Source organism: Nakamurella panacisegetis (assembly GCF_900104535.1).
Lineage (GTDB): Bacteria > Actinomycetota > Actinomycetes > Mycobacteriales > Nakamurellaceae > Nakamurella > Nakamurella panacisegetis.
In genome coordinates this window covers 931,335-952,158 of the sequence record NZ_LT629710.1, presented here as the reverse complement: position 1 = coordinate 952,158, position 20,824 = coordinate 931,335, and the positions used below count along the sequence as shown (strand labels likewise).

Below are 20,824 nucleotides of genomic sequence, written 5' to 3'. Positions count from 1 at the left end.
TACACAATGACCGATCCGGTCTGCGCGCGCTGGGCAAACGGCGGATTCGGGTGCGGAGCATCCGTGGGCATACGGTTGCCGGCATGACTGAGGCACGGGCCACCATGCCCCCTGGAGCGGGCGTGGTGATGCCCATCGGCGGCGCGGAGGACAAGCTCGGCCGGATGACCATCCTGCGTGAGGTGATCCGACTGGCCGGCGGCAGCGCGGCGCGCATCGTCGTGATCTCCACGGCCTCCTCCCTCGGTGACGAGATCACCCACGCCTACCTCCAGCTCTTCGCCGGCCTCGGGGTGTCGGACGTCGTCGGGATCCGGCCGGAGAATCGGGACCAGGCCGGCGATGCCGCTCTGGTCGCGACCATCGACCGGGCCACCGCGGTGTTCATGACGGGCGGCAACCAGACGAAACTGGCCACCGTCATCGTCGGGACGCCGGTCGGAGACGCGATCCGGGCCGCTCATCTGCGCGGAGCGGTGGTGGCCGGGACGTCGGCCGGGGCCAGCATCTGCAGCGAGCACATGGTGTCGTTCGGCAGCGGCGGTTCGACCCCGAAGTTCCGGGTCGGACAGGTGTCACAGGGGCTCGGGCTGCTGTCCGGCGTCGTCGTCGACCAGCACTTCACCCAGCGGAACCGGTTCGGCCGGCTGCTGGCGTTGGTGGCCGCCAACCCCGGACAGCTCGGAGTCGGCATCGACGAGGACACGGCCGCGATCGTGTCGGCCTCGGGCCGGTTGGAGGTCAAGGGCCGCGGAGTGGTGACGATCATCGACGGCGCCGACGTGATCACCACCGCCTACACCGCGACCGGCACCCAGCCCTTGATGATGTCGGGACTCACACTGCACACGCTGCCCCGGGGAGCGATCTTCGACCTGACCACGCGCCGGCTGGTCTCCGCTCCCGGTCTGCCCGACGAGACCGAACCGCCGAAGGTGGCCACCCTGGCCGACGTTCCGGAGGACATGCGCCCGCGGACCCGCCGGATCGCGGCCGAGGGGGCGCACACCACGACGGCCGAGCTGCGGCGCCGGCCCGCTTCGTCCTGAGCGGTCCGGCGGCACCGGGCCTTCACCGGGAGCCGTGACGTAGGCGATGATCAACCCCTCAGCTGTTGGCCCGTCAGCGAAAGGCCCCCCATGACCAAGCCCACGTCGGAAGACCAGCAGCGCGCGATCAAGATCCGGGAACTGCGGGTCTACCGCGGCCCGAACTACTACTCCTACGAGCCGTCGATCCACATGGTGATCGACCTCGGCCCCCTGGAGGCGGCCCCGACCGACCTGCTTCCGGGCTTCACCGAGCAACTGGTCGCCCTGCTCCCCGGGCTGCACGATCACCAGTGCTCCCGCGGGCACGACGGCGGGTTCGTCGAACGGCTGGTCGAGGGCACCTGGACCGGGCATGTCGCCGAGCACGTGGCGCTGGAGTTGCAGCGCACCGCCGGCCACGAGATGACCAGGGGCAAGACCCGCTCCACCGGTGAGCGCGGCGTCTACAACGTCATCTTCGGCTACCTGGACGAGACGGTGGCGACGCTGGCCGGGCGGCTGGCCGTGAAGCTGGTCAACCACCTGATCAGCGTCGTCGACGCCGAAACCGACGTCGAGGGCGCGGTCCCGGTCGATCTCGACTTCGACTTCACGGCCGAGCACGAGGCGTTCCTGCTGACCAGCCAGCGGGTGGCGTTCGGGCCGTCGACCCAGGCCATCCTGGACGAGGCGATCTCGCGCGACATCCCCTGGCAGCGGCTCAACTCCGGCTCGCTGGTGCAACTCGGGCACGGCAAGCTGCAGCAGCGGATACGCGCCACCATGACGTCCATGACGGGCTCCCTCGCCGTCGACATCGCGTCCGACAAGGAGCTGACCAGCCGGCTGTTGGCCGCGGCCGGGCTTCCGGTTCCCTCGTCCGAGGTGGTCCGGAACGCCGACGACGCGGTCCGGATGGCCCGCCGCATCGGATATCCGGTGGTACTCAAACCGCTGGACGGGAACCATGGCCGCGGTGTGGCCATCAATCTCAGCACCGAGGACGAGGTGCGCGCGGCGTTCGAGGAGGCCTACGACCAGTCCCGCCGCGGGTACGTGCTGGTCGAGTCGTTCATCACCGGTAAGGACTACCGGGTGTTGGTGATCGGCGGCAACATGGTCGCCATCGCCGAACGGATGCCCGCCCACGTCATCGGGGACGGCGTGAGAAGTGTTGCCGCGCTGGTGGAACAGACCAACGCCGATCCCCGGCGCGGCGTCGGCCACGAGAAGGTGCTCACCCGCATCGAAGTCACCGATTCGGCGGTGGAACTTGTTCGGGCCCAAGGGTTCGAGATGGCCGACGTGCCGCCGCCCGGTGAGATGGTCAAGCTCGCCCTGACCGGCAACATGTCCACCGGCGGGATCTCCATCGACCGCACGTTCGAGGCCCATCCGGACAACGTGGACATCGCCGAGGAGGCGGCGCGGGTGGTCGGCCTCGACATCGCCGGTATCGACTTCATCTGCCCCGACATCACCCAGCCGGTCCGCGAGACCGGCGGTGCCATCTGCGAGGTGAATGCCGCCCCCGGCTTCCGGATGCACACCCATCCGACCATCGGCGAGCCCCAGTTCGTCGCCAAACCGGTGGTGGACCTGCTGTTCCCACCCGGGACGGCGTCGCGCATCCCGATCGTCGCCGTCACCGGCACCAACGGCAAGACCACCACCAGCCGGATGATCGGTCACATCTTCAAGGGCATCGGTCGCAAGGTGGGCATGACCTCGACCGACGGTGTCGTCATCGACGACCGCCTCGTCATCCGGTCCGATGCGTCCGGCCCGCGGTCGGCGCGAATGGTCCTGCAGAATCCGCGCGTCGACTTCGCGGTGTTCGAGGTGGCTCGGGGCGGCATTCTCCGGGAAGGTCTGGGCTACACCCGCAATGACGTCGCCGTCGTGCTCAACGTGGCGCCGGACCACCTCGGGTTGCGGGGCATCAACTCGGTCGAGCAGCTGGCGAAGGTCAAGCAGGTGATCGTCGAGGCGGTGCCCAAGAACGGCGCCGCGGTGCTGAACGCCGACGACGTGCTGGTGGCCGAGATGCGACGCGCGTGCAGCGGCGAGATCGTCTGGTTCTCGATCAAGCCCAACAACCGGATGATCGCCGACCACTGCCGTCGCGGCGGAAAGGCGATCATCCTGGAGAAGGTCGAGCTCGGCGACCAGATCGTGCTGGTCCACGGGCGGCGCCGGATGCCGTTGGCCTACACCCACCTGCTGCCGGTGACCTTCGGTGGCAAGGCGATGTTCAACGTGCAGAACGCGATGGCGGCGGCCGCCGCGGCGTACTGCGCCGGGGCCCACCTGCACGACATCCGGGCCGGCCTGCGGTCGTTCACGTCGTCGTTCTACCAGGCCCCGGGGCGGATGAATCTGACCGAGGTGCGCGGCGTGAAGGTGATCGTCGACTACTGCCACAACGCCCCGGCCATGATCGCGCTCGGCGACTTCGTCGACCGGTTCTTCGAGGACAGCGTCGGGACGACGGTCGAACGGCCGCAACGGATCGGCGTCGTGGCCACCGCCGGTGACCGCCGGGACCAGGACATGGTCGATCTCGGCTATCAGGCCGGAAAGCACTTCGACCGGATCATCGTCCGCGAGGACGAACGCCTGCGCGGACGCCAGCCCGGCGAGACAGCGGGGTTGATCGTCGACGGCGTGCGCCGCGCGCAGGGCGAGGGGGCCAGGGTCAAGGAGGTCGAGGTGGTGCTGGACGAGATCGACGCCACCCGGGTCGGGCTGGAACGGGCCAACGCCGGTGACCTGGTGGTGCTGTGCGTCGACCGGGCCCGGGCCGTGTGGGACCAGCTGCAGACCATCGGCAACGTCGCCCAGGCCGGCGCCGGCGAGGAGTTCAGCGACGCGTGAGTGGCGCGGCGGGTGGTCACTCCACCCGGCGCCGCGTCACCAGGTTGATGATCAGGAGCAACAGCAGCGAACCGAGCACGGCGACGCCGAAACTCGACCAGTGCCAACCGAAGTCCCACTTCTTGCCGGTCGTGAGCTGATAGATGAAGCCGCCCAGCAGGGCGCCGAGGATGCCCGTCACCATGTTGGTCAGGCAACCGCGGTGTTTGTCCCGGATCACCAGGGACGCGACCCAGCCGGCCAGGGCGCCGAACACGATCCAACCGAGAACATTCATGCCGATCCCTCCTGGGTACTCGGGCGTGCGGCGATCACGTCCCGCAGGTTCTGCACCGCGGTGGTGGGGCTCATCCCGTTGGCGACCGCCAGCCCGACCAGGTAGCAGGTGAGGGGACCGGCGATCCGGGCCACGCCGTGGGCCACCTCGCGGGTGAGGTCGAGCAGGTCATCCCGCAGGTCGACCGTCATCGGTGCCGGGGGCAGCGCCAACGCCTGTGCGGCGTCGGCCATCCAATCGTCCAGGGTGCTCATCGTCCCAAGGTAGCGGCCGGCGGTGCCGTCGGCATCAGGGATGTCACTGATCGTCGAGTGGCGGCCGGCTCGAAGGTGGTGGCAGGGCGGCGCCGCTCAGCCACCGCGGAGCGCAGCGACGGCCAGGTCGACGTCGTCGGTGGTGTTGTAGAGGTGGAAGGAGGCCCGGACCCGGCCCGCGCGAACCGCGGTTCGGACCCCGGCCGCCGCCAGTCGCTCGGCCCCGGCCGCGTCGACGGTCACGATGGCGCTGGGGCCTGGCGGCTGGTCGAGGGCGGCCAGGAACCGGTTGGCCAGGGCGACGTTGTGCTGGTGGACCGCTACCGGATCGAGCTCGGCGAGCAACTCGAGGGCCTCGGCGGCGCCCAGCCAGGCGAACCAGGCCGGCGAGAGGTCGAACCGGCGAGCGCTGCTGGCCAACCGCAGCGGTGAGCCGTAGATGGAGTCCCACGGATCTTCGCCCGCGTACCAACCGCCGGCCAGTGGTCGGAGGGTGTCCATGGCACCGGGGTGCACCGCCAGGTAGGCGGTGCCGCGGGGCGACAGCAGCCATTTGTAGCCGCCGCAGACGACGAAGTCGAAGGCCGAACAGTCCAGGGGCAGCCATCCTGCCGACTGGGTGGTGTCCACCAGGAGTCTCGCGCCCGACGCGGTGGTCGCGTTCCGGATTGCCGCGAGGTCGGCCAGTCGCCCGTCGGAGGACTGCACGGCACTGACGGCCACGAGATCCGCGCGGCCCGCTTCGGCCGCGAGCGATTCGAGCGGTACTTCCCGCACGGTGATTCCGCGGTCCGCGTGAACCAGGAACGGAAAGACGAGTGAGGTGAATTCACCTTGCGCGATCACCACTCTCGCGCCGTCCGGCAGGCCGGCGGCGACGAGTCCGACGAATTCGGAGACCGTGCTGCCGATGGCCACCTGATCGGTCGGCACGTTGCTGATTGACGCCCACGCGGTGCGGGCCCGGTTGACGCAGAGGTCGAATTCCGGTGGGTGCAGTTGGCCCTTGGCCCAGCGCCGGTGGACCTCCGCGAGCTTGTCGACGGCCCGGTTCGGCGGCACCCCGAGCGACGCGGTGTTCAGGTAACCGGGGTCGGGAGCGAATTCGTGGGCGACGGCGTCGATCACCCGAGCAACCAGACCTCGACCGGGGCGCCGGCGTCGAGGTGGGTGACGCCTGCCTCGACCACGATCATGGCGTCCGCTCCGGCCAGCCAGGACAGCAGGTGGGAGCCGGGCCCGCCCCACGGTGCGACGGTGCCGTTGGCGGCGTCGAGAACGCCCCGCCGGAACTGCCGTTTGCCGGCCGGGGAGTCGATCGGCTGCGACAGGGGTAGGCGCAGTGCCGGGCGCGTCAGCTGCTCGTATCCCATGGCCGCCCGGATGGCCGGTCGCAGGAACACCTCGAAGGACACGTACGAGCTGACCGGGTTGCCCGGCAGGGTGACCATCGGAATTCCGTGGAAATGGCCGGCGCCCTGCGGCATTCCCGGTTGCATGGCCACCTTGGCGAATTCCACGCCCCGGCCGGTCAGGGCATCCTTGACCACCTCGTACGCGCCGGCCGACACCCCCCCAGAGGTGACGATGAGGTCCACGCCGGTGCTCGCCGCCGACAGGGCCGAGTTGAAGGCATCGACGTCGTCCGCGACGAAGTGCGCGATCCGCGCGTGGGCACCGGCGGCGGTGACGGACGCGGCCAGCATGTACGAGTTGGACTCGTAGATCTGCCCCGGACCCAGTGGTTGGCCAGGGGTGACCAGCTCGGTTCCGGTGGAGAGCACCAGCACCTCCAGCGGCCGGCGCACGGGAAGCTCGGCGAAACCGAGCGCGGCGGCCACGCCGATCTGCGGCCCGGCGATCACCGCACCGGCGTGCAGTACGACCGCTCCGGTCCGCACGTCCTCGCCTCGGGTTCGGACGTGGATGCCGGCCGGGGGTGCATCGTCGATCCGGACGGTTTCCGTTCCGCCGTCGGTCTTCTCGACCTGGACGATGGTGTCCGCCCCGTCCGGCATCGGCGCCCCCGTCATGATCCGGGCGGCCGTCCCCGGAGTCAGCGGCCCGGTGTCCTGCCGCCCGGCCGGAATGTCCTGCGATACCGGCAGGGTGATGGGGAAGGACGGGAGGTCCGCCGCACGCACGGCATAACCGTCCATCGCCGAGTTGGGGAAGGGGGGCAGGTCGATGGGGGCGATGAGGTCGTGGGCGAGGACCAACCCGGCCGCGTCGTGCAGCGACACGTTGACGCTTGGGCTGGGGGACAGCAGGTCGCTGACGATCTTGGCGTGTTCTTCGACGGAGCGCATGGCCTCATCCTGCCTTGCACGGCCAGGCGGCCGTGCGGTGGTCGATCGGTCAGAAGGGTGGCGTGTCGGGGTCGGGCCGGGCGGCGGCGAGGGCGGTTCGGATGGCGGTGGTGAGCTCGGTGCGGTAGCGGTGGGAGAACTGGCGGCGGTGCAGGTACTCGGCCAGGGTTTCGTCGGGGTCCTTCCCGGGTCGGTCGGGTCGGTGGTGCAGGTGCACGGTGGAAGGTGGGGTCACGATGTGGGGCGGCCGAGGAGGTCCCGGACCCGTTGTGCGGTGCGGGTTTCGATCTCGGCGGCCGAGACGGCCTGCGCGTGATCGGGTGGTTGCTCTCCGTGACCGTTGCCGCGCAACAGCTCGACGATCATTTCCGCGCCGGCTACTCCTGTTCAACCGGCCACTCGCTCCGCCACCTGCTCGGCGCTCATCTCCGAACCGCCACGACGCAGGATGTCGGCCGCCATTTCGGCCCGCTGCTCGAGGGCGCAGACCGCGATCGACGACCCTGCGGGCAGGCCGAGATCCAGCAGATATCGCAGTGCCGAGAGCTCGTCCGGTTCCTCGGTGACCTCCAGCACGCCGGCCTCGGCGGCCCCGGACCGCCACAGGCCTTCCATCTCACCCGGTTCGCGACCGCGCAGGTACTTGTGACGGGCCGCGATGACCATCACATCCGATCCGGCGGCGGCCATCTCGCCCATGGCGTGGATCGCCTCGTCGGTCCGGTCGCCGGCCGTGCCGACCACCACCGCCAGCGACCCGCCGGCCAGACGGAGCGCCCCGGACACCTCCAGCAGTGACTCCAGCGACGCTTCGTTGTGGGCCAGGTCGAGCACGACGGCCAGCCCGGAAACCAGGTACACGTTCAGCCGTCCGGCGTTGTGTTCGGCTCCGGACGTGAACGAACGGAGGCCGGCGCGGACGGCCTCCAGGGACGCACCCACCCCGAGCGCCGCCGCCGTCGCGGCCAGCACGTTCGACACGTTCACCCGTGACGTGCCGGCCAGGGTCAGCGGCACCTGCGCCACCGGCAGTACCCGGGTCGGGTCGAGACCCCTTGACAGCACCACGATGTCGCCGTCGATCACGGTGATCGCCTTGCCGCCGGCCTCGAGAGCGTCGTCCAGGAAAGGGTTGTCCGGATCGGGGGAGTAGAACCAGGGCCGGGCGCGGGACACCAGCCGCATCTCGCGGACGAGCGGATCGTCGGCGTTCAGCACGGTCCAGCCGCTCGGTTTGGTGATCCGGGCGACCACCGACTTCACCTCGGCCAGTTGCTCGACGGTGTGCACCCCGAGAAGGCCCAGGTGATCCGCGCTGATGTTCGTCACCACCGACACGTCGTTGGCCGCCGTGCCGACGCCCCGCAGAAGGATTCCACCGCGGGCGGTTTCGGTCACGGCAACCGTCACCGACGGATCGGACAGCACCCGCGCCGCCCCGCCCGGGCCGGACCAGTCGCCCGTTTCGACCTCGACGCCGTTGATGACGATCCCGTCCGTCGACGACCAGCCGGGTATCCGGCCGTCGGCCTGCATGAGGTGGGAGATCAGCCGGGTGGTCGTGGTCTTGCCATTGGTCCCGGTCACCGCGATCACCGGGATCGTCGGACGCAGCGGCGTCACGACCTCGCCCGGATCCACCCCGGCCATCGCGACGGCGACGTCGGCCAATGCCACCTGCGCATCCACGCCGCCGCGGGTGATGCGGTCGAAGGCCACCGCCACCGCCTCGCCGAAATGCTCGGCCAGGCCGCGGCGCCGGAAGGGGAACGCGACCACGACCGTGCGGCCGTCGCCCCCGCGGCCGACGGCCGGGACCCGGGTGTCGATGACACCGCCGCTGCGCCGGACGACCGCTGCGGCCAACTCCGCCGCGGCATCGACCCGAACGGCCGAATCGGCCATCCCGACCGACGGGTTGCGCACCCGAAGGGCGCGCTGCCATCCGACGACGGTCGCCGGGTCGGCCTCCATCACCCCCGAGGCGTCCAGGGTGAGCTTCACCGCCGGTCGCGGGAAATACAGGTTCGGGCCGGTCAGCACCCTCAGCTCGATGGGCACCTCGGGGTGCTCGCCAGTCATGCGCCGAACCCTACGACCGCAAGGCCGGACGCGACATCGGGGTCCATCCGGCGAAGCCGCCGTGACGACGAGCCGGCCCATCTAGGCTGGGCCTGTGTCGGTCGACCTCACTGGGCAGCGCCTGGGCCATTACCTGGTGCAGGAGGTGATCGGCCGGGGCGGGATGAGCGTCGTCTATCGAGCGGTGGATGAGCGCCTCGAGCGGGCCGTCGCACTGAAGGTGATGAGCGAGAATCTGTCCACCGACCCGGAGTTCCGGGCCCGGTTCATCGAGGAGGCACGGGCCGCCTCGGCCATCGACCACGTCAACGTGGTGCCGTTGTACGACTTCGGTGAGGTCGACGGCGCCCTGTTCATCGCGATGCGCCTGGTCGACGGCACCGACCTGGCCCGCGAACTGGCCCGCGGCCAGATGCCCGTTCGTCGGGCGCTGGCCCTGCTCGGCCAGGTCGGCGCCGCCCTTGACGTGCTCCACGAGCGGGGCCTGGTGCACCTCGACGTCAAACCGGCCAACGTGCTGATCACGCGGAACGAGTCGGTCGGCCAGGAACACGTCTACCTGGCCGACTTCGGATTGACCAGACGGGGGGTCACCGGCCACCAGACCGCGTCCGGTGACTTCCTCGGCTCGCCCACCTACGCGTCCCCGGAGCACCTCCGCGGACAGGAAGTCGGACCGTGGTCCGACGAGTACTCCCTGACCTGCGTGCTGTTCACCGCGCTGGCCGGGCGGGCGCCGTACGTCGGGGATGTCCGGACGGTGATCACCGGCCATCTGTCGGGCGTGGTCCCGTCGCTCTCGGCGCTGGCCGGCCTGCCGCCGGCGATCGACCGGGTCATCGCCCGTGGGCTGGCCGCCGACCCGGCGTTGCGCTACGGCACCTGTGCCGACCTGCTGAGCGCGGCCCGGCGGGCCATCGGGTCGCACCCCGACGACGAACGGACGCGCGGCACCGCCGAGGCGACGAACCGACCGGCCGATCGACCGGCGGAGCAACGCAGCGGCCCTGGATTGTCGGCCGAGCCGACCGGATGGCGCCCCCAGCCGAACCCGACGTGGACGCAGATCCACGCTGCCGGGGCGCGTCCGCCCGGACCGGGGACGCCTCCGCCTCCGCCACCGCCCGGCGTCCGGCCCCCCGTCGGCCGGGGCCAGTTCCTGGCCTCGCAGTTCAGCCCCGAGATCACCGGCCGCCGCCCGTCGAGCCACCGGATCGAGCCGGTCTCGCCGAAGAAGCGTTGGCCCTGGTATCTCGGCGGCGGTGTCCTGGTGGTCGCCGCCGTTGTGGTGGTCGTCCTGACCAACGGTGCCTCCGGCGTCACCGATCAGCCGACCGTGTCGCCGGGCGGCCTGCCAAGTACGTCGGCCGGCTCCGGGGCGGTCACCCCTCGATCTACGGCGACCCTGCTGCAGCCGTCCGTCATACCGACCGGACTCACCACGGTCAGCGGTCTGCCGAATCCGCTCACGGGCGCAGGCTGAATCGGCGGGAGCTATCGTCGGCCGACGAATGCCTTCCCGTTGGCGTCCACGGCCACGCAGAAGGCGTTCGACGAGCACGACACGGAGGTCAGGTTGCTCGCCCCGCGTACCGCCGTGGGTGCGGTCCAGGTGCCGTTGCTGCGCAGCGTCGTCACCCGACCCTTGTTGTCGACCGCCGCGCAGAAGGACGACACCGGGCACGACACGGACAGGTCGAAGACTCCCGGACTTCGGTCGATGGACCGCGCCGCACGCCAGGCCGAACCGCTGAACGTGTACGCCCTACCGGCGCCGTCAACGGCGACACAGAACGTCGTCGACGAACAGGACACCTCGGTCAGCGAGTTCGTGTCGTCGAACAACGTCCGTGATCTGCGCCAGGACGTCCCGTTGAACACCATCGCCGTCGCTCCTTGCAACCCGACGCAGAAGCTTGCCGACACACAGGACACCGACCGGAGGGATTCGCCGACGAACCGGGGGGCGGACCACGTGGAACCGTTGAACGTGACCACGTAACCCGGGTTGGTCACGCCGGCGCAGAAGTGACTCGACGGGCAGGACACCGACACCAGACGGGCCACGGGGTTGGGCGCCGGCGCCGTCCAGCCGGTTCCGTTGAAGGTGACGACATCCGAGGAATCCTCGTCGTCGCTGAGCGCTGCGCAGAAGGAGCTGGACGTGCAGGACACCGTCACCAGGTTCCGGCCCGGGGCGGCACTGACCGGAGGGGACCATGACGTGCCGTTGAACGTCACCGCGTCGCCCAGCTGGCCGACCGCCGCGCAGAACGTTCGGCTCGAGCAGGACACGGACGACAAGCGCGGATTCGCCTTCGGCAGAGTGGTGACGGTGAAGACCGAGCCGTTCAGGACGGCCGCCTTGCCGGTGCCGTCGACGGCGGCGCAGAACGTCGGGCCCGCGCACGAGAGCGACGGCGAGCCGAGGCCGGTGGCGACCGGAGAACTCCAGGTGACCCCGTCGTAGATGACCGCCAGGCCGGCGAAGTTGACCGCCACACACCTGGTTCGACTGGTGCAGGCCACTGCGGTCAGCCCGAAGCTGTCGTCGATGACGGGTGCGTCCTGGTCGAAGGCGGTACCGTCGAAGGTGATCGCATGGGCACCGTCGAGCACCTCGCAGAACGTGCGGGAGATGCAGGAGATGGCCCGGACGTTGTCGGCCGGGAACCCCGGTCGGTTGTTCCAGGTCGAGCCGTCGAACACGGAGACGCCGCCGCCGCTGCCGAAGACGCAGAAGCCGACTTCGGGACACGAGACCGACGTCGCGGCGGTGGCGGACAGGTACGTCGGACCGGACCACGTCGCTCCGTCGAACGAAACGGCGAACCCGTTGGACTCCGGACTCTGGAACACCGGCTCCGCACCGCCGGCCACACAGAAGGACGGCGACGCGCAGGACACCGAGCCCAGGAAGGTGCCGGCCGGCGTGATCTCTTTCGGGGCGCTCCAGGTCTGCCCGTCGAACGTCAGCGCAACGTTCTGCCCGACCGCGAGGCAGAAGCCAACGGTCGGGCACGAGAGGGCAGTCAGGCCGGAGCCATCGATCGGGACCGCTCGGGTCCAGCTGGTGCCGTTGTAGATCATGCTGCTCGCGCGGTCGATGGCAACGCAGTACGTGCTGCTCGGACAGGAGATCAGATTCGGCCGGGCGGCACCGGACGGGATGGCCGTCCCGGTCCACTTGAAGGGCTGGGCCGACGCGGCGACGGCCTGCCTTCCGGTCGGTCCGGCCGCAACGGCCACACTTGTCTCGACTAGCCCGAACGAGGCAACCACGGCGACAACGAAGAGTGTGAACAGTGCAAAAGGACGGAAATTGCTCCGCCGAACTACACGTAGGAGTGAGACAGGTCGCGCATTCGACGTGGACACTGTCACAGTATGTCACTGAACGACCGTGGTGAGAAGGGGTCGGAGCCTGTGGTCCGGCCGTTCTCCCGGTTGGCGCGGGACGAGCCGTACCGGTCGCCACTTCTTGCACTCACGGCCCCCGAGTGCTAAACCTGAATTGGCACTCGAGTAGTGTGAGTGCCAGGTCGAACCGGTGAGTACCGGCCGATCCATTGGCCTCCGATGGTCAAGGACCGGAAGGTGCGTCCGTCGCGGGCATCGTCGAGACCGACCACACGCCAATTGCTTACCGACTTCTTGACGCTGACCGGCGGAGAAGAGGTCGGCCGATCTGGAGGATCTACACCTCATGGCCAAGCTGATCGCTTTCAACGAGGAAGCGCGTCGCGGGCTCGAGCGCGGGATGAACATCCTCGCCGACGCCGTCAAGGTGACGTTGGGGCCGCGCGGCCGCAACGTCGTTCTGGAGAAGAAGTGGGGCGCGCCGACCATCACCAACGATGGTGTGTCGATCGCCAAGGAGATCGAGCTCGAGGACCCGTACGAGAAGATCGGTGCCGAGCTCGTCAAGGAAGTTGCCAAGAAGACCGACGATGTTGCCGGTGACGGCACCACCACGGCCACCGTTCTGGCTCAGGCCCTGGTTCGCGAAGGTCTGCGCAACGTCGCGGCCGGCGCCAACCCGCTGGCTCTGAAGCGCGGCATCGAGAAGGCCGTCGAGGCCATCTCGGCTCAGCTGCTCGAAGACGCCGTCGAGATCGAGACCAAGGAGCAGATCGCGGCCACCGCCTCGATCTCCGCCGCCGACGCCACCATCGGCGAGCTCATCGCCGAGGCGATGGACAAGGTCGGCAAGGAAGGTGTCATCACCGTCGAGGAGAGCAACACCTTCGGCCTGGAGCTCGAGCTCACCGAGGGCATGCGCTTCGACAAGGGCTACGTCTCGCTGTACTTCGCGACCGACGCCGAGCGCCAGGAAGCCGTCCTGGACGACCCGTACATCCTGCTCTACGGCTCGAAGATCTCCGCGGTCAAGGACCTGCTGCCGATCCTCGAGAAGATCATGCAGTCCGGCAAGCCGCTGCTGATCATCGCCGAGGACGTCGACGGCGAAGCCCTCGCGACCCTGGTCGTCAACAAGATCCGTGGCACCTTCAAGTCCGTCGCCGTCAAGGCTCCTGGCTTCGGTGACCGCCGCAAGGCCATGCTGCAGGACATCGCGATCCTGACCGGTGGCCAGGTCATCTCCGAGGACGTCGGGCTCAAGCTCGACTCGGTCGATGTCGCCCTGCTGGGTACCGCCCGCAAGGTCGTCGTCACCAAGGACGAGACCACGATCGTCGACGGTGCCGGCGACGCCGAGCAGATCGCCGGCCGCGTGGCCCAGATCCGGGCCGAGATCGACAAGTCGGACTCGGACTACGACCGCGAGAAGCTGCAGGAGCGGTTGGCCAAGCTGGCCGGCGGCGTTGCCGTCATCAAGGCCGGTGCCGCTACCGAGGTCGAGCTGAAGGAGCGCAAGCACCGCATCGAAGATGCTGTGCGGAACGCCAAGGCCGCCGTCGAAGAGGGCATCGTCGCGGGCGGTGGCGTCGGACTGCTGCAGGCCGGCACCAAGGCGCTGGCCACCCTGACGCTGACCGGTGACGAGGCGACGGGCGCGAACATCGTCCGGGTCGCCATCGAGGCGCCGCTGAAGCAGATCGCCATCAACGCCGGCCTCGAGGGCGGCGTCGTTGCGGACAAGGTCAAGAACCTGCCTGCGGGCCAGGGCCTGGACGCCGCCACCGGCGAGTACAAGGACCTGATCGCGGCCGGCATCATCGACCCGGCCAAGGTCACCCGCTCGGCGCTGCAGAACGCCGCGTCCATCGCCGCCCTGTTCCTGACGACCGAAGCGGTCGTCGCGGACAAGCCGGAGAAGTCCGCTGCCCCGGCCATGCCGGGTGGCGGGGACATGGACTTCTGAGTCCGAGCGCTCCCGCTCCACGCACCACTCGCAAGGGCGGTCCCACCACGGTGGGGCCGCCCTTGCGGCGTCCCGGCCCGGCGCCGGCCGTCCCGCCGAGACCCAGCCCGATCAGGCGTCAGCCGCCGGCGTAACGGGCCGGGGACACCCCGAAGGCGGCGGTGAAGTCGCGGGTCAGGTGAGCCTGGTCGCTGAAACCGAGGGATCGGGCCACGTCGGCCCAGGCCACCGGGCGTCCCTCGGATGCCGCCTCGGCCGCCTCCAGCAGCCGGTACCGCCGGATCACCCGCTTGGGTGGGAAGCCGACACACTCCCGGAAGAGGCGCTGCAGCGAGCGGGTCTCGATCCCGGTCCGCGCCACCAGGTCTTCCACCCGGCACAGCGTGCGGTCGGAGGCGATCAACTCCGAGGCGGCGACGGCGTCCTGCACGTCAGCCGGTACGGCGGACGGCGCCAGCCCGGCCATGAAGGACCGCAGCAGATCCGCCCGCGAGCGATCCACCTCGTCCGACGAGCCGGGCACCTGGGAGATCCGGTCGGCCAAGCCGGCGCCGGCGGCCCCCAGCCGGTCGATCGGAACCACCCGGTCCACCCACTCTCGCAGGGCGGCATCCAGGAACGGCCGGGCCGCCCCGGGCCGGAACATCGCCGCGACGGCCCACCCGGCTCCGGACAGGTGCTGCCGCCCCAACCGACTGGTCGGTCCGTAGACCGCACCGCGGCCCGGCTCGACGACCACGTTGACCACCGGATGGGCGAGAACCGGCTGCTCGAACGATTCCCCCGGGGGCAGATCCCAGCTCACGCACCAGAAGCGGTCGACGTACGGTCCCAGGGTCTCGCCGGCCGGGAACCGATGCAGCTGGAAGTGCTCGAAAGCCCGTTGTGGGTGCAGGATTCCCCGGGTGTCGGTCACGCCGTCAGACTAGAGCCGGAACCGTTCGACGGCCCGGTGTGCCCGGCCGCGGTCACCCCGCCGGCCGGCGGGCACCCGAGAGCTAGCGGGGCGAGCGTCCGGCGAACCCCAGGAACCGGTCAAGGCCGGAGGCGTCGTCCGGCACCTCGACGATGTGACCGAACGGCATGCCCGGACCGCGGTACTCGGGGGACAGGAGCGGGGTGAGGCCGATGCGGGCCGCCTCGGCCTCGGCGTCGGTGTACTCGACCGGTTGGCCGGTGGCCCGCGCGAGGTCCCAGCCGTGGGCCAGGTACTCGCCGGTCATCATGGCCACCGAGGCCGCCGCCGGCATCGACCCGGAACTGAGGGTGACCGGGGCGTCGTCATCGAGTTTCGCGTATCCGGCCACGGCCTTCGCCGCGGCCCGCTCGAACTCGGCCGAGGCATTGTCGATGGTCTGCCCCTCCGGGTCCTTCGGCTGCGGGTCCCCGGCCCCGGCGTTGGCGAAAACCTTGACCCAGCTGACGATGTGGTGCACCAGCTGATCAACCGAATAGTCCTCACAGGGTGTCCGTAGTTGGCCCTGGTCGGGTCGGACGCCGGCCACGATGGCCCCGGTCTTCCGCAGGACGGATTCCAGGGTGGTGGTATCAGTCATGTTCCCCACGCTAATCCGCCGCTGCCCGCCCGGCTTGAAGGAATGCGACAGCCTTGCGGTCCGGCCCCGGGCCGGGACGATCCACGACGGACACCTCACGGAAACGTCCGGTCCCTACCGTCGTCGGGATGACCGAACTCGCCGTTCCGCCGGTCACCGGACCCGTTGCCCCGGACACGGTGGCCGGGCACGTCATCGTGTGCGGCTTGCGCGGTATCGGGCTGCGGATCGTCGAGCAGCTGCATCGCTCGGGGGAACGGGTGGTGGTGCTGGCCGAGTACGCCGATCGCACGCAGCTCGAGGTGGTGGCCGCGTGGGGGGTCGGAATCGTGGTCTCCCAGGGCAACTCGGCGGCCACGTTGACCGCGGCCGGCATCTCGGCCGCCCGGGCGGTGGTGTGTGTGGTCGAGAGCGAGATCGCGAACCTGGAGATCTCGCTCGTCGCCCGGGAGTTGCGCGACGACGTCCGGGTCGTCGCGCAACTCAGCAACCAGGCCATCGGTCGGGCGGTGGCCGGTGGCAACGGTCCAGGTGCCGTCCTGGACGTCGCCGACCTGGCCGTGCCGGGAATCGTCGAGGCCTGTCTGCGCCGCCGCATCCACGCGATGGAGATCGGTGACGAGACGTTCCTCCTCGCCCGGCTCCCAGTGGATCGCCCCTCGACCCTCCGCGGCCTGTTCGGCCCGCTGGCTCCGATCGCCGTGCTCCGTCCGGCGGCGGGCCACCTCGCGGCGACGGTGGTGGACTGCCCGGGCCGGGACTTCCCGGTGCGGCCGGGCGACGTCGCGGCCATGCTCGGCACGGCCGAGGACTTCGCCCACCAGAACGTCGATCTCGAACACGATGCGGTCGATGCGGTCCGGGTTCGGCCGGGCCGCCTCCGGCGGGGGCTGACCGCGATCGTCGGCGTCCTGCGCGACTTCGACCGCGGCCTGTACAAGGCAGTCGCGGTGCTGGCCGGCCTGGTCGTGCTGTCCAGCCTCGTGCTGTCCGTCGGCTACGCCTCGCCGAAGATGAGCTGGCTGGATGCCTGGTACTTCAGCACGGAGACGGTGGCCACCGTCGGCTACGGCGATTTCAGCTTCGTCGACCAGGCGCCGTGGTTGCGGATCTGGGCCATCTTCCTGATGTGTGCCGGCATCACCTGCACCGCGGTGCTGATGGCGTTCCTGACCGACATGCTGGTCAGCCGGCGACTCGGCGATTCGATCGGCCGCCGCCGGGCCCGCAACCTGTCCGGGCACGTGGTGGTGGTCGGGCTGGGCACGTTCGGCATCAGGGTGGCCGCCGCGCTGGTCGCCTCCGGCCGGGCGGTGGTGGTGGTGGAACGGGACTCCGGCAACCGCTTCCTGGCCGACGCCCGGGAGCTCGGCGTCCCGGTGATCTTCGGCGACTCGACCCTGCGGTCCACCCTGGATGCGGCCCGGGTGGCCGAGTCGAGTGCGGTGGCCGTGATGACGAGCAATGACATGGTGAACATCGAGACGGCGATCGCCGTCCGGGACATGTTCAGCGCCCAATGGGCCGGAACCGGGGCCGTACCGGTGGTGACCAGGGTGTTCGACCGGTCCCTGGGACGCACCGTGGCCCGGCGGTTCGGGTTCGAGAACGTCCAGTCGACCGAGGAGCTCACCGCCCCGTACTTCGTCGGCGCCGCACTCGGCCTCGAGGTGCTCGGGTCGTTCCCGGTGGCTCAGCAGACGTTCATGGTCAGCCGGCTGACGGTCGAGCCCGGCAGTTCGCTCGCTGGTCTGGCCATGAACGAACTCTCCGCCAACACCCGCGTGATTGCCCTGACCAGGGCGGACACCTGTCGCATGGAGCACCCGCCGCGCCGGGGCACCCGATTCAAGGCCGGAGACCTGGCCTATCTGGTGGGACCGTACGAGGAGTTGCTCGGAGTGCTGCACCGGGCTCGGCTCGCCGATGACCCGCTCGCCGTCGACCGTCCGGCGGTCCCCGACGTCACCGGGTGAGCCGCACCCACAGGAACGTGCCGTAGCCGATGAGCACCAGCACCAGGGCCCACAACAGCTGGTCCCACTGCAGCGGGATGTCGGTGACGACGCTGATCACGGCCGCACCGATCAGGATCAGCAATGCGATCAGCCCCAGCAGAACCACGCCGAATCGGCGCTTGTCGTGCGCCGACCGGCGACCCTCTGGCCCGAACTCGTCGATCTGCGCCAGGTGCGGGTGCGGATGCCTGCCCATGAATCCAGTGTCCGCCGGCGACGGTGAGATCGCCACTGCGGCGCTGACCGTCCCGGAGCCGGCAGTGGCCCTGGCGACGGCCGGTCGAATCGTTTGAAATGATGCCGGTGTGATGGAGCGACGGCAGCGGAGCATTGCCCTCCTGGTGGCCGGCACGTTCTTCATGGAGAACCTGGACGGCACCATCGTGTCCACGGCGGCACCCTCGATGGCCCGGTCGCTCGGCGTCACGTCGGCCGACATCGGCGTCACGATCACGGCGTACCTGCTCACCCTGGCCGTACTCATCCCGCTCAGCGGTTGGATCACCCAGCGTCTCGGCGTCCGGCGGGTCTTCCTCAGCGCCATCGCCGTGTTCACCCTGGCGTCGGTGCTGTGCGCGCTCAGCACGAACGTCGTCGAGCTGACCGCCTTCCGGGTTCTCCAAGGCATCGGCGGGGCCATGATGGTGCCAGTCGGACGCCTGGCCGTGCTGCGCAGCACGGCCAAGGCCGACGTCATCCGGGCCATTGCCCTGCTGACCTGGCCGGCCCTGGCCGCGCCGGTGATCGCCCCGCTGCTCGGCGGCCTGTTCACCGCCTACCTCACCTGGCACTGGATCTTCCTGGTCAACGTGCCTCTTGGCGTCGTGGCGTTCGTCGTGGCCCTCCGGTTGATCCCGCAGCGGGCGGAGCAACCGCCCCCCGGACTGGACTGGGCCGGCCTGGCGCTGACCTGCCTGGCCGTGGCTGCCCTGGTCGTACTGGCCGACATGCTGGCCAGCGCGGACGTGGTGCCGGCCGCATCGGCGGCCGTCGCGGTGGTCGCGATCGTGCTGGTGGTGGCCTCCGTCGTGCATCTGCGCCGGACCGCACACCCGTTGCTGGAGTTGACCATCCTGCGGGTGCCGACCTTCCTGGTGTCCCACCGCGGGGGCGCGGTGTTCCGGGTGACCGTCAACGCCGTGCCCTTCCTGCTGCCGCTGATGTTCCAGGACGCCTTCGGCTGGTCGCCCGTGAAGGCAGGCGCGATGGTGCTGTTCGTCTTCGTCGGCAACCTGGCCATCAAGCCGGCCACCACGCCGCTGCTGATGCGGTTCGGCTTCCGCCCGGTGATGGTCGCCGCGACCGCGGGAGCCGCACTGAGCATGGCGCTCGAGGGTCTGCTGCGGTCGGACACCTCGCTGGTGCTGGTGATCCTCGTCCTGACGTTCGGCGGCATGGCCCGTTCGGTCGGGTTCACCGCCTACAACACGATCGCGTTCGCCGACGTCGAGGAGCCGCAGCTGCCCGGAGCGAACACGCTGTCCTCCACGGTTCAGCAGGTGGCGATCGGCTTCGGCGTGGCCGTCGGCGCGGTGGCGCTGCGGGCCGGTGACCCGATCGCCGGATGGACCCATCTGGCCGAGCCGGACGGTGCCTACCGCATCGCATTCTTCGTCATCGCCGCATTGACCCTGTTCCCGGTGGTCGAGGCCCTCCGGGCCGACCGCAACTCCGGCGACGCGTTGCGGGCGCGGGCCTGAGACGTCAGCGGGCCGGGACGTAGTCGGCGATACCGGGTGCGGTCTGCAGCCAGATCAGCGGTCGCAGGCCGGCCGGGGCGCTGGGATCGGCTCGTGCGATCGAGGAGACCCGAGTGGCGGGCAGGGCCGAACCCACCACCAACCCGGGATCGCTGGGCCCGAACAGGGAATCGACCGAGGCCGGCCCGACCGTCGTCATGGCCGTCACCACACCCTGGTGGGTCAGGGTGCGGGCGGAGCAGGCCTGCGTGAGGATCCGCCCCCACGCGGCGCCGACCCCGTAGCCGGCGATGAGTTCGGCTCCCGGACTGGTCTGCCCGGAGGCGACGAACTCCTTGGCCACGGCGGCCGCGCCCGGGTTGTCCGATCCGTAGGCCGGGGTGGGCAGGGTGACCAGCAGGCGGCCGCCCGGCGCGGTGATGGTGCCGGGGTCGTAACCGCGGAGGTCGGTGACGATGTCGACGTCGTTCCTGGTGGCATCGACGGTGGCCACCACCTGCGCCGCCGGTGCCATCACCAGGACCGCTCGAACCGATCCCCAATCGGTCGGAACAGTCGACGCGGCAACCATTTTCGCGTTGATCGACACGGAGTTCCTGGCCGCCCACCAGCGGGCCCCGGCCAACGCGTTGGCGGCGTCGACCGACGAGTCGGTCAGCACCCCCAGCGTGCTCCCGGACGGCAGCCGACCGACCGAGCGGAGGTAGGCCAGGGCGTTGATGGCCTCGATGTCGGCGGTGGCGCCGATGACCACCGGCCCGGTCCGGGTGAGGGTCGACGAACTGCCGCCGAGGGTCAGGGTGGGGATCTGGTCGGCGCTGGACAGCGCGGCCAGGGTCGGGGTCTCGGCTTCCGAGGGGAGGGTGATCAACCCGAGCGTGGCGCCTGCGATCCGGGCGTAGGCGTAGGCCAGGGACTCGGAGGGCCGGTTGGCGGTGGTCTGGACGCGCCGCCCGCAGATGCCGCCCGCGCTGTTGGCCGTCTTCTCCCACAAGGCCACACCGGTGCTGAATCCGCGGTCCTCGGTGGCGTTGACCAGCATGCCCAAGGTGATCGTGCGGTCGGTGACGCCGGCCCCGGCGAGAAGACCGTTCGGGGTGACCGGGGTCAGCGTCATGCTGCTGGACGCGGTGGCCGCGGTGGTCCGGCCCGGCGACGGTGGGGCGCTGAGGCTCACCGTGCCGGTCGAGCCGAGCGTGGCGCCTGACGTGCACCCGGCGGCCCCCACCGCCAAGGTCATCACCACGGCGGTCGCGAGCGACAACGATCGGCGGGACACGGATTCACGGTACCGGCTGTCCGGCACCGTCCGGCCCTGCCCCGTACGGGTGATGGAGGGGGCGTTCGGGTCCACCCCGGGTAACGGTTGGGTGGGGATCGGGGCTCGTCAGCAA

18 protein-coding genes are annotated in these 20,824 nt (G+C 70.1%); 6 read left to right on the top strand and 12 right to left on the bottom strand.

The window, feature by feature from the left end:
- Nucleotides 1-83: 83 nt before the first annotated feature.
- A complete protein-coding gene (locus tag BLS97_RS04130) occupies nt 84-1,049 on the top strand; it encodes a cyanophycinase (RefSeq protein ID WP_090474720.1) in 966 nt (321 codons plus the stop codon).
- 90 nt (nt 1,050-1,139) lie between these two features.
- Nucleotides 1,140-3,908, top strand: coding sequence for a cyanophycin synthetase (gene cphA, locus BLS97_RS04125; protein ID WP_090474719.1), 2,769 nt, complete (start codon nt 1,140-1,142; stop codon nt 3,906-3,908).
- 16 nt (nt 3,909-3,924) lie between these two features.
- Here cphA and BLS97_RS04120 read toward each other — a convergent pair whose 3' ends face one another.
- From BLS97_RS04120 to BLS97_RS04100, 7 genes are all read right to left on the bottom strand, one after another.
- A complete protein-coding gene (locus BLS97_RS04120; protein WP_090474718.1) occupies nt 3,925-4,185 on the bottom strand; it encodes a GlsB/YeaQ/YmgE family stress response membrane protein in 261 nt (86 codons plus the stop codon).
- Nucleotides 4,182-4,439: a DUF6457 domain-containing protein gene (locus tag BLS97_RS04115; protein ID WP_090474717.1), complete on the bottom strand. Its 258-nt coding sequence runs from the start codon at nt 4,437-4,439 to the stop codon at nt 4,182-4,184. The genes BLS97_RS04120 and BLS97_RS04115 overlap by 4 nt, the downstream gene beginning before the upstream one ends.
- 96 nt (nt 4,440-4,535) lie before the next feature.
- Complete coding sequence (locus BLS97_RS04110; protein ID WP_090474716.1) at nt 4,536-5,567, bottom strand: aminotransferase class V-fold PLP-dependent enzyme; 1,032 nt, start codon at nt 5,565-5,567, stop codon at nt 4,536-4,538.
- Nucleotides 5,564-6,748, bottom strand: coding sequence for a molybdopterin molybdotransferase MoeA (moeA, locus tag BLS97_RS04105; RefSeq protein WP_090474715.1), 1,185 nt, complete (start codon nt 6,746-6,748; stop codon nt 5,564-5,566). Before moeA ends, BLS97_RS04110 begins: the two co-directional genes overlap by 4 nt.
- Nucleotides 6,749-6,797: 49 nt before the next feature.
- Entirely contained in the window at nt 6,798-6,983 is a 186-nt protein-coding gene (locus BLS97_RS22630; RefSeq protein WP_157695169.1) for a hypothetical protein, read from the bottom strand.
- Nucleotides 6,980-7,114: a hypothetical protein gene (locus BLS97_RS24150; protein ID WP_269457492.1), complete on the bottom strand. Its 135-nt coding sequence runs from the start codon at nt 7,112-7,114 to the stop codon at nt 6,980-6,982. The genes BLS97_RS22630 and BLS97_RS24150 overlap by 4 nt, the downstream gene beginning before the upstream one ends.
- Before the next feature lie 21 nt (nt 7,115-7,135).
- Nucleotides 7,136-8,830 (bottom strand): Mur ligase family protein, encoded by a 1,695-nt coding sequence (locus BLS97_RS04100; protein ID WP_157695168.1) that lies wholly within the window; start codon nt 8,828-8,830, stop codon nt 7,136-7,138.
- A gap of 94 nt (nt 8,831-8,924) precedes the next feature.
- Here BLS97_RS04100 and BLS97_RS24145 point away from each other — a divergent pair, with 94 nt between their 5' ends.
- Entirely contained in the window at nt 8,925-10,313 is a 1,389-nt protein-coding gene (locus BLS97_RS24145; RefSeq protein WP_090474713.1) for a serine/threonine-protein kinase, read from the top strand.
- An 11-nt stretch (nt 10,314-10,324) separates the two neighbouring features.
- Here BLS97_RS24145 and BLS97_RS04090 read toward each other — a convergent pair whose 3' ends face one another.
- Entirely contained in the window at nt 10,325-12,079 is a 1,755-nt protein-coding gene (locus tag BLS97_RS04090; RefSeq protein ID WP_090474712.1) for a hypothetical protein, read from the bottom strand.
- A 457-nt stretch (nt 12,080-12,536) separates the two neighbouring features.
- Between BLS97_RS04090 and groL the strand changes: the two genes are divergently transcribed.
- Nucleotides 12,537-14,156 (top strand): chaperonin GroEL, encoded by a 1,620-nt coding sequence (groL, locus tag BLS97_RS04085; protein WP_090474711.1) that lies wholly within the window; start codon nt 12,537-12,539, stop codon nt 14,154-14,156.
- A gap of 118 nt (nt 14,157-14,274) precedes the next feature.
- Here groL and BLS97_RS04080 read toward each other — a convergent pair whose 3' ends face one another.
- Complete coding sequence (locus tag BLS97_RS04080; RefSeq protein WP_090474710.1) at nt 14,275-15,072, bottom strand: helix-turn-helix domain-containing protein; 798 nt, start codon at nt 15,070-15,072, stop codon at nt 14,275-14,277.
- Between the two features lie 82 nt (nt 15,073-15,154).
- Nucleotides 15,155-15,712 (bottom strand): TIGR03086 family metal-binding protein, encoded by a 558-nt coding sequence (locus tag BLS97_RS04075; protein ID WP_090474709.1) that lies wholly within the window; start codon nt 15,710-15,712, stop codon nt 15,155-15,157.
- Nucleotides 15,713-15,840: 128 nt separating this feature from the next.
- Between BLS97_RS04075 and BLS97_RS04070 the strand changes: the two genes are divergently transcribed.
- Nucleotides 15,841-17,688 (top strand): NAD-binding protein, encoded by a 1,848-nt coding sequence (locus tag BLS97_RS04070; protein ID WP_172832206.1) that lies wholly within the window; start codon nt 15,841-15,843, stop codon nt 17,686-17,688.
- Here BLS97_RS04070 and BLS97_RS04065 read toward each other — a convergent pair.
- Nucleotides 17,678-17,926 (bottom strand): hypothetical protein, encoded by a 249-nt coding sequence (locus BLS97_RS04065; protein ID WP_090474708.1) that lies wholly within the window; start codon nt 17,924-17,926, stop codon nt 17,678-17,680. The two genes, BLS97_RS04070 and BLS97_RS04065, sit on opposite strands and share 11 nt — an antisense overlap.
- Nucleotides 17,927-18,038: 112 nt before the next feature.
- Between BLS97_RS04065 and BLS97_RS04060 the strand changes: the two genes are divergently transcribed.
- Nucleotides 18,039-19,430, top strand: coding sequence for an MFS transporter (locus BLS97_RS04060; RefSeq protein ID WP_090474707.1), 1,392 nt, complete (start codon nt 18,039-18,041; stop codon nt 19,428-19,430).
- Between the two features lie 4 nt (nt 19,431-19,434).
- Here BLS97_RS04060 and BLS97_RS04055 read toward each other — a convergent pair whose 3' ends face one another.
- On the bottom strand, nt 19,435-20,709 hold the full coding sequence (locus tag BLS97_RS04055; protein ID WP_157695167.1) for a type 1 periplasmic-binding domain-containing protein: 1,275 nt from the start codon (nt 20,707-20,709) through the stop codon (nt 19,435-19,437).
- Nucleotides 20,710-20,824 lie beyond the last annotated feature (115 nt).